Source organism: Streptomyces sp. Je 1-369, assembly GCF_026810505.1.
GTDB lineage: Bacteria > Actinomycetota > Actinomycetes > Streptomycetales > Streptomycetaceae > Streptomyces.
This window is the reverse complement of record NZ_CP101750.1, coordinates 8,754,663-8,766,622: the sequence shown is the minus strand read 5'-3', so window position 1 is coordinate 8,766,622 and position 11,960 is coordinate 8,754,663. Positions and strand designations below refer to the sequence as shown.

The following is an 11,960-nucleotide window of genomic DNA, read 5'->3' as shown; positions in this document are numbered from 1 at the left end:
TGGGGCGGGTTTCAGCGGTGTACGAGCAGGCCGCGGCTGCGCAGGACCCAGCGCTCCAGGGGGCTGAAGACCAGCAGGTCGATGGCGACGCCGACCAGCAGGATCAGCAGGATGGCCTCGAAGACCATGGCCATGTCGCTGGCGTTGCGGCCGTTCTCCAGGAGCTGGCCCAGGCCCAGGCCCAGGTCGGGGAAGGAGGCGATGATCTCGGCGGCCATCAGGGAGCGCCAGGCGAAGGCCCAGCCCTGTTTGAGGCCGGCGACGTAGCCGGGCAGGGCGGCCGGCAGCACCACGTGCCAGGTGCCTTTGAGGCCGGTGGCGCCCATGGTGCGGCCGGCCCGCAGGAACAGCGGCGGTACCTGGTCGACGCCGGAGACCAGGCCGTTGGCGATGGAGGGGACCGCGCCGAGCAGGATCACCGCGTACATCATCGAGTTGTTCAGGCCCAGCCAGATCACCGCGGGCGGCACCCAGGCCACCGAGGGCAGGGACTGCAGGCCGGACAGGATCGGGCCGATCGCCGCGCGCAGGAACTTCAGGCGGGCCACGAGCAGGCCCAGCGGGGTGCCGATGAGCAGGGCGAGCAGGAAGCCGGACAGGCCGCGCGAGACGGACGTCCAGATGTAGCCCAGGAGTTCGCCCTCCAGCCAGGCCTGGCGGGCCACGTCCCACACGGCGCCGGGGGCGGGCAGTTTGCTGGGGTCCTCCACGATGTGGAAGGAGATGAGGCCCTGCCACACCGCGAGGACCAGCGCGATGGCGGTGAGCGGGGGCAGGACCTTCTCCTTCAGGGTGAGGGTGAAGGGCGTGCGGATGGGCTGGGGGGTCTCCAGGGCGTCCAGGCCGGCGAGGTCGTTGTCGCTGCCGTCCTTGTGGGCGCCGGTCTCAGTACTGGCCATGTCGGCGGATCTCCCCCCGCAGCTGTTCGGTGATCTCGATGGAGAGTTCGGCGACGGCACTGTCCTCGATGCGGCGCGGCTGGGGGATGTCCACGGCCCATTCGCGGGCGATGCGCCCGGGGCGGGAGGACAGCAGGATCACGCGCTGGGCCAGGCGGGCGGCCTCGCGCACGTTGTGGGTGACGAACAGGACGGAGAGCTGTGTCTCGCTCCAGATGCGGGTCAGTTCGTCGTGCAGCACGTCGCGGGTGATGGCGTCCAGGGCGGCGAAGGGCTCGTCCATGAGCAGCAGGCGGCTCTCCTGGGCCAGGGCGCGGGCCAGCGCGACCCGCTGGCGCATGCCGCCGGACAGTTCGTGCACCCGCTTGTGGTGGGCGCCCTTGAGGCGCACGAGTGCCAGGAGCTCCTCGGCGCGTTCGCGGCGCCGTTTGGGGGCGATGCCGCGCAGTTTCAGGGCGAGTTCGATGTTCTTGCCGGCGGTCAGCCAGGGGAACAGGGCGTGTTCCTGGAACATCAGGGCGGGCCGGCCGTCGGTGGTGATCTCGCCGGTGGTGGGCTCGTCCAGGCCGGCGACGAGGTTGAGCAGGGTGGATTTGCCGCAGCCGGAGGCTCCCAGGAGGGTGACGAACTCGCCGGGTGCGACGGCGAGGCTGATGTCGTCCAGGACGAGCTGTGGCCCGGCGGGGCCCGTGAACGACTTGGAGACGTGCTCGAGGCGGGCGGCGTGGCGGGCCGTCGCGGCGGCGCCGGTGGCCTTGTCGAGGGTCGCGGTCATGGTGGTCACCTCCAGGAACTCAGCGAGGGGGTTGGCGCACGCCGAGGTTGGCGTCGTCCACCGGGCGGTGCCCGGCGGTTTTGAGGACCTTGTTGAGCAGGGTGAGGTCGTAGATGCCGGACAGGTCGGGGCGCTTGAGCAGGCCGGCCCGCACGGCGTGTGCGGCCTCGGTGCGCAAGGTGGCGGCCAGCGGGTCGTCGGTGAAGTCGATGGACTGCCAGGCCGGGTCCAGGACCTGCGGGGGCAGGGCCTTGCCGGCGTCGGCCTCCAGCTGGCGGTTGGCCGCGCGTTTGGCCCGGCCGGGGTGCTCCTCGATCCACCGGTTGGTGTCCACCGACGCCTTCAGCACCGCCTCGACGACCCGGGGATGCCGGGTGAGGAACTTCTGCGACACGATGATGTTGGTGATGACGAAGGTGTGGCCGGGCCACAGGCTCTTCTCGTCCAGCAGGACCCTGCCGCCCTGGGCGACGATCTTGGAGGCGGTCGGCTCCGGCACCCACGCGCCGTCGATGGAGCCGGACCGGTAGGCGTCGGGGGTGACCTTGTTGTCGCTGCGCACCACGGTCACCTCGCCCGTGCCGCTCTGCGCGTCGACCTGCCAGCCCTGCTGGGAGGCCCAGTTGAGGAAGGCGACGTCCTGGGTGTTGCCGAGCTGCGGGGTGGCGATCCTCTTGCCTCTGACGTCGTCCAGGGAGGTGATCCTCTTCGGGTTCACGACGAGTTTCACGCCGCCGGAGGCGGAGCCGCCGATGATCCGCAGGTTCGTGCCGCCCGACTTGGTGAACCCGTTGATCGCCGGGGAGGGGCCGATCCAGCCGATGTCGAGGGAGCCGGAGTTCAGGGCCTCGATCTCGGAGGGGCCCGCGTTGAAGGTGGCGTACCGGGCGCGGGTGGCGCCCAGCGCCTTTTGGAAGAAGCCCTGCCGGTTGCCGACCAGGGCGGTGGCGTGGGTGAGGTTGGCGAAGTAGCCGATCCGTACCGAGTCCAGGCCGTCGATCTTTTGTGCGCCGGCGGCGATCCGCACGGTGTCCTCGTCCTTGGCCTGCGAGCCGTAGCCGCAGCCGGCGGGCGCCAGCAGCAGCAGTGCGGCCAGCAGGGCGGGGGCGGCGCGCCGGGTCAGAAGTCCCATCCCTCGTCCTTGGCGGCGTGGGCGGCCGGGTCCGGCAGGGCGAAGGACTCGCCGACCATGCCCGCGGTCAGGGTGGTGCCGTCGGCCGGGTCGATGAGGATGAACGAGCCGGTGCGCCGGGAGTGGGCGTAGGTGTCCAGGGGCAGCGGTTCGGCGGTGCGCAGGCGCACTTGGCCGATGTCGTTGGCGACGAGCTGCCCGGGGTGCGGGTAGGGCGAGAGGTCCTCCAGGGTGAGGCGGGAGGGGATGTCGGTGACCAGGGCCTTGACGGTGCGGGTGCCGTGTTTGAGGAGCACCCGGTGGCCGGTGGTCAGCGGCTGGTCGGCGACGTGGCAGACGGTCGCGGTCACCTCGCGGGTGGTGGCGGGTGCGTCGGCGGCCGGCACGATCAGGTCGCCGCGGGAGATGTCGAGGTCGTCGTGGAGCAGCACGGTCACCGACTGCAGGGCCCAGGCCGTCTCGACGGGGCGGCCCAGGCGTTCGATGGCGGTGATGGTGGAGGTGCGGCCCGAGGGCAGTACGCGCACCTGCTGGCCGGTGCGGAAGGTGCCCTCGGCGATGCGGCCGGCGTAGCCGCGGTAGTCGGGGTGGCCGGGGCTCTGCGGGCGGATCACGTACTGCACGGGCAGCCGGGCCGTCAGGGGCGCCAGGTGGTCGCTGAGCGGCACGGTCTCCAGGTGTTCCAGGACGGTGGGGCCGCTGTACCAGTCCATGTGCGCGGAGGAGTCCACGACGTTGTCGCCGGCCAGCGCGCAGATGGGGATGACGGTGACCTCCGGGCCGCCCAGCTCCTTGACGTAGGCCGTGTACTGCTCGGCGATCGCCGCGAAGGCGGGCTCCTGGTAGCCGACGAGGTCCATCTTGTTGACGGCCAGGACGATCTGCGGGACGCGCAGCAGGGCGGCGATGGCGGTGTGGCGGCGGGTCTGTTCGACGACGCCGTTGCGGGCGTCGACCAGGATGATCGTCAGTTCCGCGGTGGAGGCGCCGGTGACCATGTTGCGGGTGTACTGCACGTGGCCGGGGGTGTCGGCGAGGATGAAGCGGCGCCTGGGGGTGGCGAAGTAGCGGTAGGCGACGTCGATGGTGATGCCCTGCTCGCGTTCGGCGCGCAGGCCGTCGGTGAGCAGCGCCAGGTCGGGGGCGGCCTGCCCGCGGTTGCGGGAGGCGTGGGCGACGGCCTCCAGCTGGTCGGCCAGGACCGACTTGGAGTCGTGCAACAGCCGTCCGACCAGGGTGGATTTGCCGTCGTCGACGGAGCCGGCGGTGGCGAAGCGCAGTGTGTCGGCGGCGGTGTCGCTCAGAACGCTCATCAGAAGTACCCCTCGCGCTTGCGGTCTTCCATCGCGGCCTCGGAGAGCTTGTCGTCGGCGCGGGTGGCGCCGCGCTCGGTGAGGCGGGACGCGGCGATCTCCGTGATGACCTTGTCGATGGTGTCGGCGTCGGAGTCCACCGCGCCGGTGCAGGACATGTCGCCGACGGTGCGGTAGCGCACCCGGCGCTTCTCGGCCCGCTCCCCCTCTTCGGGGCCGCCCCAGGGGCCGGCGGTCAGCCACATGTGGTGGCGCTGGAACACCTCGCGTTCGTGGGCGAAGTAGATGGCGGGCAGCTCGATGCGTTCGCGGGCGATGTACTGCCACACGTCCAGCTCGGTCCAGTTGGACAGCGGGAAGACCCGCACATGCTCGCGGGGCAGGTGGCGGCCGTTGTACAGGTTCCACAGCTCGGGGCGCTGGCGGCGCGGGTCCCACTGGGAGAACTCGTCGCGCAGGGAGAACACGCGTTCCTTGGCGCGGGCCTTTTCCTCGTCGCGGCGGCCGCCGCCGAAGACCGCGTCGAACCGTTCGCGCTGGATGGTGTCGGTCAGCGGGCGGGTCTGCAGTGGGTTGCGGGTGCCGTCGGGGCGCTCCTTGAGCACGCCGCGGTCGATGTAGTCCTGCACCAGGGCGACGTGCAGGCGCAGGCCGTGCTCGGCGACGACGCGGTCGCGGAAGGCAAGCACCTCGGGGAAGTTGTGGCCGGTGTCCACGTGCAGCAGCGCGAAGGGCACCGGCGCGGGGGTGAACGCCTTCAGCGCCAGGTGCAGCATGACGATGGAGTCCTTGCCGCCGGAGAAGAGGAGCACCGGGTTGTCGAACTCGCCCGCCACCTCGCGCAGGATGTGCACCGCCTCGGATTCCAGGGCGTCGGGGTGCGAGAGGGCGTAAGGGCTCTCGCCGCCCCCGCCGGCGGCCGTCACCGCATCGAGGGCCGGTGTCATAACAGTCCCCTTTCGGTGAGCAGGGCGTGCACGGCGGCGGCGGACTCCTGAACGCTCTGGTGCTGGGCGTGCAGGCGCAGGTCGGGTGCCGCGGGCTCCTCGTAGGGGTCGTCCACGCCGGTCAGGCCGGTCAGGTGGCCGGCGGCCTGCTTCGCGTACAGGCCCTTCACGTCGCGTGCGCTGCACACCTCCAGGGGGGTGGCGACGTGCACTTCGAGGTAGGGGGTGTGGTTGCTGTCGTGGCGTTTGCGCACCGCTTCGCGGCTGTCGGTGTACGGCGCGATCACCGGGGCCAGCGCCAGGATGCCGTTGCGGGCCAGGAGTTCGGCGACGTAGCCGATGCGCTGCACGTTGGTGTGGCGGTCGGTGCGCGAGAAGCCGAGGCCGGCCGAGAGCGCCTCGCGGATCTCGTCGCCGTCCAGGACCTCCACGCGGTGGCCCTCCGCGCGGAGCCGGGCGGCCAGCTCGTAGGCGATGGTGGTCTTGCCGGCGCTGGGCAGGCCGGTGAGCCAGACGGTGACTCCGGTCCTCACGGGCATCTCCTGGGGGGGGGTCGGGGGTGGTCGCCGGGGCGGGGTGCGCGGGTCAGAGCGGCCGGGCGGGCGGGTGCGGGGCGCCGAACCAGCGGGTCAGTGCGTCGGTGAGGTCGCTGTCGCTGCCGGGCGCGGTCCAGGCGACGTAGCCGTCGGGCCGGATGAGGAGGGCCTGCGGGGCCGGGCCTGCGGGGTGGGTGCTCCAGGTGGCGGTGACGAGGTCGATGCGGTGCGTCCAGTCCTTGGCGAGCTGGGCCGCCTTGCCGCCGGTGCCGTCCGCGCCGTCGGTGGTGATCAGTACGCCGCGGGCGGGATGCAGCAGTTCGGCGACGCGGGTGCGGGTGCCGTCGGGGCGGGTCAGTTCCTGCCGCGGCGGCATGCGCCGGCCCAGCAGGGGGTGGGCGCCCGGGCCCATGTCGTAGCGGATGCCCAGGCCGCTGAGGACGCCGGCCAGGTGGGCGGCCGCGTCCTTGTGGGTGAGCAGTTCGCCCAGTACCTCGCGCAGCGGGGCCATCTCCTGGCCGGTCAGGCGCAGTTCGATCGCGGCGCGGGCGTTGCGCGCCAGTTGCTCTCCGATCGGGTGGCGCTCGGCGTGGTAGGTGTCCAGGAGGGTGTCGGGGGCGTGGCCGGCCAGCACCGCGGCCAGTTTCCAGCCCAGGTTCACCGCGTCCTGCACGCCCACGCTCAGCCCCTGGGCCATGGCGGGCGGCTGGACGTGGGTGGCATCGCCCGCCAGGAAGATCCGGCCGCGCCGGTAGTGGGCGGCCACCCGGGAGGCGTCGGTGAAGCAGCTGATCCAGCGGCACTGCCCGTGGTGGATGGACTCGCCGGTCAGCCGCTGCCAGGCGTCGGCCAGTTCGGCGTAGGAGAGGGCCTCGCGGTCCTTGGGGCGCATGCCGCGCTCGTAGGCGACCACCCGGGTGACGCCGTCCTCCAGGTCCATCGCCATGATCATGCTGCCGTCGGGGAGGTTCTCCCCGATGCGCCGGCGGCGGGTCTCGATGCCGGTCACATCGGCCGTGTAGAAGCCGCGGGTGGGCTCGGGGCCGGTGAAGTCGATGCCGGCCAGCTTGCGGACGGTGCTGCGCCCGCCGTCGCAGCCGATCAGGTAGCGGGCGCTGTCGCGGCCGGGTCCCTGTGGCCCCTTCAGGGTCACCTCGACGCCGTCGGGGCTCTGGTCCAGGTCGGTGACCTCGTATCCGCGGCGGATGGGCACGCCGAGGTCGCCCGCCCAGTCCTCCAGCATCCGCTCGGTGCGGAACTGCGAGACGCCCCGGGCGCCGCTGTGGTCCTCCTCCAGGAGGTCCAGGTCGATGGGCACCCCGCCGAAGTGGGCGTCGGCGGGCTCGGTGGCGCCGAGCCGGGCGAGCAGGCCGCGCTGGTCGAAGCTCTCGACGGCGCGGCGGGTGAGGCTGGCGCCGCGGGACTCGCGGGCCGGGGCGGGCAGCTTCTCGTAGACGACGACATCCGCGCCGACCAGGCGCAGTTCGCCGGCCATCATCAGTCCGACCGGGCCCGCGCCGACGACGATCACGTCCCTGCTCATGCTCGCGCTCCTGTTCGGTGGGTGGTGCCGGGGGTGCCGAACCAGTGGCCAAGGACGTCGGTCAGGTCGCGGTCGCTGCCCGGCGCGGTCCAGGCGACGTAGCCGTCGGGGCGGATGAGGACCGCCTCGGTCGCTGTGGCCGCTTTCGTGGTCCAGGTGGCGGTGACGACGTCGACGCGGTCGCTCCAGTCGGCGGCCAGGTGGGCCGTCTTGTCCGCGGCGGCGGTGCCTTCGGTGAGGATGAGGACGCCGCGGGCGCTGTGCAGCAGCTCCGCGACGCGGGTGCGGGTGCCCTCGGGGCGGGTCAGTTCCTGCTGCGGCGGCATGCGCCGGCCCAGCAGGGGGTGCTCCCCCGGCCCCAGGTCGTAGCCGATGCCCAGCCCGCTGACGATGCCGGCCAGCTGCCCGGCGGCCTCCTTGTGCTCCATCAGCTCGCCCAGCACGCCGCGCAGCGGATCCATGGCGGCGTCGCCGAGGTAGAGCATCGACGCCGCCTGCGCGTTGCGGATCAACTGCTCCCCGACGGGGTGGCGTTCGCCGTGGTAGGTGTCCAGCAGGTGCTCCGGCGCCCGGCCGGCCAGGTGCGCGGCCAGCTTCCAGCCCAGGTTCGCCGCGTCCTGCAGCCCGGCGCTCAGTCCCCAGGCGGCCAGCGGCGGCATGGCGTGTGCGGCATCGCCCGCCAGCAGCACCCGCCCGCGCCGGTACTCCGTGGCCAGGGCGGCCGCGTTGTTGCAGGCCCACATCCACTGCGCGCTCGCGTGGTGGATGTCCTCGCCGGTCAACTTCTGCCAGGCGTCGGCGATCTGGGGGAACGTCAGTGTGGCGGGGTCCTGGTGTGGGGGCAGGTCCTTGTCGTGGACGACGATGCGGCAGCGGCCCTCGCCCAGCGGGGTGCACACCACCATGTGGCCGCCGGGCAGGCGTTCCCCGATGGGCCGCGGGCGCAGCGTGACCCCGGTGAGCTCCGCGGTGTACATGCCGCGGGTGGCCTCCCAGTGGCGGGCGGGGATGTTGGCGGCCGCGCGGACGGTGCTGTGCGGGCCGTCGCAGCCCACCACGTAGCGGGCGCGGTGTTCGCCGGGGCCCTCGGGCCCCTGGCAGGTGACGACGACGCCGTCGCTCTCCTCGTGCACCCCGGTGACCTCGACCCCGCGGTGCACCACCACCCCCAGCTCGGTGAGCCGGGCGGCCAGCATGTCCTCGGTGCGGGCCTGGGAGAGTCCCAGGACGCCGCTGTGGTCCTCCTCCAGCATGCCCAGGTCGAAACGGACGCCGCCGAAGTGGCCCATCGGGCCCCACCGGAACGCACCGAGCCCGGCCAGGAGTCCGCGCTGGTCGAGGGTTTCCGCCGCGCGCCGGTTGAAGCCGAGCGCACGGGATTCCCCGGAGGGGGCGGGGAGTTTGTCGAAGACGGTGACATTCACACCGCCCAGGTGGAGTTCGCCGGCCAGCATCAATCCGACCGGACCGGCACCGACAATTATTACGCCAGTTTCCATTGTTGACCTTCCACGCGGGGCGGCTGAGGAATCGTCGATGTCAAACTACACATCAGCATGTTCGGCTGCAATGACGGTACTGAATTCATAAGTCGGGGCGCCCGCCCGCGCGTTCAACCGCTGATTTTCCACGGTTGAACGCGGCGGGCGGACTTCATAGGCGATTTCTACGGGCTTTTTTCTACGGGGCGGGGTCCGGCGGCGGGCCCGCCTGGCAGACGGCGTCGGCGCCCCTGGCGGCGGCCGGGCGGCTGCCGTCCTTGAGGTAGGCGTCGACCACGGTGTTGATGCAGGTGTTGGCGTTGCGGGACAGGGACGTCTCGTGCTCGTAGCCGCCCTGCTCCACCAGCAGCCGGGAGTCGGGGAACCTGCGGTGCATGTCGCGGGCGCCGGCCAGCGGGGACCCGGCGACGTGCTCGCCCTGCACGACCAGGGCGTCGACGTTCTCGGCGCCGATCTTCTGCGGGGTGCCCGCGGGCGCCGGCCAGAACGCGCACGGCGCGTTGTACCAGGCGTTATACCAGGTCAGGAAGGTGTTGCCGGAGCGGTAGTCGCGGCTGTAGTCGCGGTGCCAGCGCTGCCAGTCGCGCGGCCAGGGCGTGTCGGTGCACTGCACCGCGTTGTACATGGCCTGCTTGTTCTGGGTGGGGTAGCCCGGCTCGTTGAAGGCGGCCTTCAGGCCGGTGGCGTCGCCGCGCAGCACCCAGTCGGCCAGGGCCTTGGTGTGGCCGCTCCAGGCGGAGCGGCGGTAGAGGTCGATGAGGAAGACCTCGGTGTACTCGGCCGGGCCGATCTTGCCGTCCAGGGGGGCCGTGCGCAGCCTGTCCATGCCCTCGTAGTACTTCGCCTCGACGGCGGCGCGGGTGGTGCCCAGGTGGTAGGTCGCATCGTTGCGGGCGATCCAGGAGAAGTAGTTCTCGGCGCTCTTCTCGAAGGTCGCGTTCTGGTCCAGGACGTTCTTGTACCAGCCGTCGCCGGGCAGCATCACGGTGTCCAGGACCATCCGGCGCACCCGGTGGGGGAACATCGAGGCGTAGACCGAGCCGAGGTAGGTGCCGTAGTCCCAGCCGAAGTAGGTCAGTTGCTCCTGGCCCAGGGCGCTGCGGATCAGGTCCAGGTCGCGGGCGGTGTCCTTGGTGCTCAAGTAGTTGAGGGTGTCGCCGTGGGCGCGGCCGCAGCTGGCGGCGAAGGCGCGGGCCTTGGTGCGCCAGGCGTTTTCCTCGGCGGCGGTGCGGGGCACCAGGTCGGCGCGGGCCCGGCCGGGCCAGACGTACTCCGGCGCGCAGGTGATCTGCGGTTCGCTGGCGCCGGTGCCGCGCGGGTCGAAGCCGATCCAGTCGTAGGTGGCGCCGACGGCCGGGGAGAGTCCGGAGGTGCCCTTGGCGAACCGGGTGGGCAGGTCGCGGCCGAACTGGCCGGGCCACTGGCCGCGGTTGAGCAGCACGATGCCCTGGTACTGCGCGTCGGGGGCGGTGTGCCGGGCGCGGGTCAGCGCCAGCTCGAGCGTGCGGCCCCGGGGCTTGGTGTGGTCGAGCGGGACGGCGAGCGTGCCGCATTCGAGGCCCTTGAGCAGGCCGCCGACGACGGGGTCGTTGTCCGGGCAGGGCGACCAGGCAATGGTGGACACCGGCCGCTCGGGCGAGGCTTTCGCGGGCGCCGCGGCGACCGTTCCCGCCAGGGCAGTGGCGGCCGCCGCCGTAATTGCTAGGAACTTCCTCACGTAATCCCCTTCTTGAGGCAGATACGCCGCCGGGCCGATATGCGGGCAGGCCGGCGAAGCCGATTTTCTCGGGCGGGTCCAGGGGGCGGCGCGAGACTATCGGGTGCGGGAAGTGGCGTGAAAACAACTACGGTTGAACAATGACCGGCGGTCGAGCGGGGCTGGAACGGCGGTATCGGGCCGGAACAGCGGGACTTGTCCGCCGCACACGAAAAAAGCCCCCGCGGTCAGCCGGTAATGGGCTGTCCGCGGGGGAAAGGAAAGAAAAGGGTGCGGTGCGGGTGGTGTTATCGCGCGCTGCCGGGGGCGGGCGGGCCGCCGGCGGCCATCTGCTGCATCCGCTCGCGCATGTTCGCGGTGGTGTTGGCGTGCGGGAACTCCGTCGCCGGGGTGTCGGTGCCCAGGAACGTGCACAGCGGTTCCCAGCCCTGGGTGACGTCGTAGACCAGGAGGTTGTCCGCGGGGACCGCGTCGATGATCTCCTGGTTGCGGCGGTGGTAGACCTCGATGGCGTGGTCCTTGTCGGAGAACCGGCCCTTGAACAGCCCCTCCCAGGTCATGACGTTGGTCATGCGGAAGACCCGGGCCTGGCGGGTCCCCTGCTCGGGCGGGGTCTCCTTGTTCTTCAGGACGAACTGGTACAGCGTGTTGTACGTGCTCTCGTACCAGCCGTCCGCGTCGCGCACCGTCAGGACGACCTTGGCTTGGGGGAAGGCCTTGATGATCTGGTCGTAGTAGAAGGAGGGCGGGCCGTCCACCGCGGAGGTGTAGCCCTCGAACACCGCGTCCCAGTCGGGCTGCTGTCCCTCGCAGATGATGCGTTCCCACTGCTCCAGGCGCTTCTCGTCGCCCACGATGTCGAACATGTGGTAGCAGGGGCCGTAACCGAGCTGTTCCAGCGCCACCTGCAGTGACGTGGTCCCGGTCCTGCCGAGACCGGCGTTGATGAGCTTCAACACGGTGCGGTTCCTTCCCTGCGGCGGGGTGGTCAGGTGGTGCATGAGGGGCCGGCCGTCACTGCTATGACGCCCGGCGGCGCGCAGATGTGACAGGCCCTCGTCACCGCACGGGCCGGGTCCGGGGCGGCGTGCGGGACGGGTCAGCGCCACGGGCGGGCCCGGGGCGGCGTGCGGGCGGGTCAGCGCCAGGCCGCGGGCACCTGCCGGGTGGCGACGTTGATGCGGTTCCAGCAGTTGACCAGGCCGATGTGGACGACCAGGGAGGCCAGTTCCTCCTCGGTGTAGTGGGCGGCCGCGTCCTGCCAGACCTCGTCGGGCACCGCGTCCTCCCGGCCGCTGAGCTCGGTGGCGTCCTCGGCCAGCGCCAGCGCGGCGCGCTCGGCGGGGGTGAAGCAGGTCGCCTCGCGCCACTCGGCGACCTGGGGCAGGCGGGTGTCGGCCTCGGCGGCCTGCCCCAGGTCGTCGGGGATCGTGTAGATGCGGCCGTTGATCTGGCTCACCCGCAGCCGGATGAGGTCGAGCGTCCGCTGGGGGACGCCGACCTTGCCGATGACCGCGGTCAGGTCGAGCAGGGGCTGCAGGGCGTCGGGCACGACCAGCGAAGGGTTGTTCATCCGGGGTGGCATCGGGGCGTCTC

11 protein-coding genes are annotated in these 11,960 nt (G+C 71.8%); all 11 read right to left on the bottom strand.

The window, feature by feature from the left end:
* Positions 1–11 precede the first annotated feature (11 nt).
* A complete protein-coding gene (locus NOO62_RS38830; protein ID WP_268768839.1) occupies positions 12–899 on the bottom strand; it encodes an ABC transporter permease in 888 nt (295 codons plus the stop codon).
* On the bottom strand, positions 886–1,674 hold the full coding sequence (locus tag NOO62_RS38825) for an ABC transporter ATP-binding protein (protein ID WP_268768840.1): 789 nt from the start codon (positions 1,672–1,674) through the stop codon (positions 886–888). Before NOO62_RS38825 ends, NOO62_RS38830 begins: the two co-directional genes overlap by 14 nt.
* Positions 1,675–1,693: 19 nt before the next feature.
* Complete coding sequence (locus tag NOO62_RS38820) at positions 1,694–2,806, bottom strand: aliphatic sulfonate ABC transporter substrate-binding protein (RefSeq protein WP_268768841.1); 1,113 nt, start codon at positions 2,804–2,806, stop codon at positions 1,694–1,696.
* Positions 2,794–4,119, bottom strand: coding sequence for a sulfate adenylyltransferase subunit 1 (locus NOO62_RS38815; protein WP_268768842.1), 1,326 nt, complete (start codon positions 4,117–4,119; stop codon positions 2,794–2,796). Before NOO62_RS38815 ends, NOO62_RS38820 begins: the two co-directional genes overlap by 13 nt.
* On the bottom strand, positions 4,119–5,066 hold the full coding sequence (gene cysD / locus NOO62_RS38810; protein WP_268768843.1) for a sulfate adenylyltransferase subunit CysD: 948 nt from the start codon (positions 5,064–5,066) through the stop codon (positions 4,119–4,121). The genes NOO62_RS38815 and cysD overlap by 1 nt, the downstream gene beginning before the upstream one ends.
* A complete protein-coding gene (cysC, locus tag NOO62_RS38805; protein ID WP_268768844.1) occupies positions 5,063–5,599 on the bottom strand; it encodes an adenylyl-sulfate kinase in 537 nt (178 codons plus the stop codon). Before cysC ends, cysD begins: the two co-directional genes overlap by 4 nt.
* Positions 5,600–5,651: 52 nt before the next feature.
* Positions 5,652–7,145, bottom strand: a complete 1,494-nt coding sequence (locus NOO62_RS38800; protein WP_268768845.1) for an FAD-dependent monooxygenase — start codon at positions 7,143–7,145, stop codon at positions 5,652–5,654.
* Positions 7,142–8,644, bottom strand: coding sequence for an FAD-dependent monooxygenase (locus NOO62_RS38795; protein WP_268768846.1), 1,503 nt, complete (start codon positions 8,642–8,644; stop codon positions 7,142–7,144). The genes NOO62_RS38800 and NOO62_RS38795 overlap by 4 nt, the downstream gene beginning before the upstream one ends.
* 181 nt (positions 8,645–8,825) lie before the next feature.
* Positions 8,826–10,364, bottom strand: a complete 1,539-nt coding sequence (locus NOO62_RS38790) for an alpha/beta fold hydrolase (protein ID WP_268768847.1) — start codon at positions 10,362–10,364, stop codon at positions 8,826–8,828.
* A gap of 287 nt (positions 10,365–10,651) precedes the next feature.
* Positions 10,652–11,323, bottom strand: a complete 672-nt coding sequence (locus NOO62_RS38785; RefSeq protein WP_268768848.1) for a sulfotransferase family protein — start codon at positions 11,321–11,323, stop codon at positions 10,652–10,654.
* A gap of 179 nt (positions 11,324–11,502) precedes the next feature.
* The gene (locus tag NOO62_RS38780; protein ID WP_268768849.1) at positions 11,503–11,949 is read right to left on the bottom strand and encodes a carboxymuconolactone decarboxylase family protein; all 447 of its coding nucleotides are present in this window, start codon (positions 11,947–11,949) and stop codon (positions 11,503–11,505) included.
* Positions 11,950–11,960 lie beyond the last annotated feature (11 nt).

Bases quoted from the DNA above. Each gene is read 5' to 3' on its own strand.
- NOO62_RS38815 (WP_268768842.1), bottom strand. From the start codon at position 4,119: ATGAGCGTTCTGAGCGACACCGCCGCCGACACACTGCGCTTCGCCACC.
- NOO62_RS38795 (WP_268768846.1), bottom strand. From the start codon at position 8,644: ATGGAAACTGGCGTAATAATTGTCGGTGCCGGTCCGGTCGGATTGATG.
- NOO62_RS38825 (WP_268768840.1), bottom strand. From the start codon at position 1,674: ATGACCGCGACCCTCGACAAGGCCACCGGCGCCGCCGCGACGGCCCGC.
- NOO62_RS38820 (WP_268768841.1), bottom strand. From the start codon at position 2,806: ATGGGACTTCTGACCCGGCGCGCCGCCCCCGCCCTGCTGGCCGCACTG.
- NOO62_RS38800 (WP_268768845.1), bottom strand. From the start codon at position 7,145: ATGAGCAGGGACGTGATCGTCGTCGGCGCGGGCCCGGTCGGACTGATG.
- NOO62_RS38780 (WP_268768849.1), bottom strand. From the start codon at position 11,949: ATGCCACCCCGGATGAACAACCCTTCGCTGGTCGTGCCCGACGCCCTG.
- NOO62_RS38830 (WP_268768839.1), bottom strand. From the start codon at position 899: ATGGCCAGTACTGAGACCGGCGCCCACAAGGACGGCAGCGACAACGAC.
- cysD (WP_268768843.1), bottom strand. From the start codon at position 5,066: ATGACACCGGCCCTCGATGCGGTGACGGCCGCCGGCGGGGGCGGCGAG.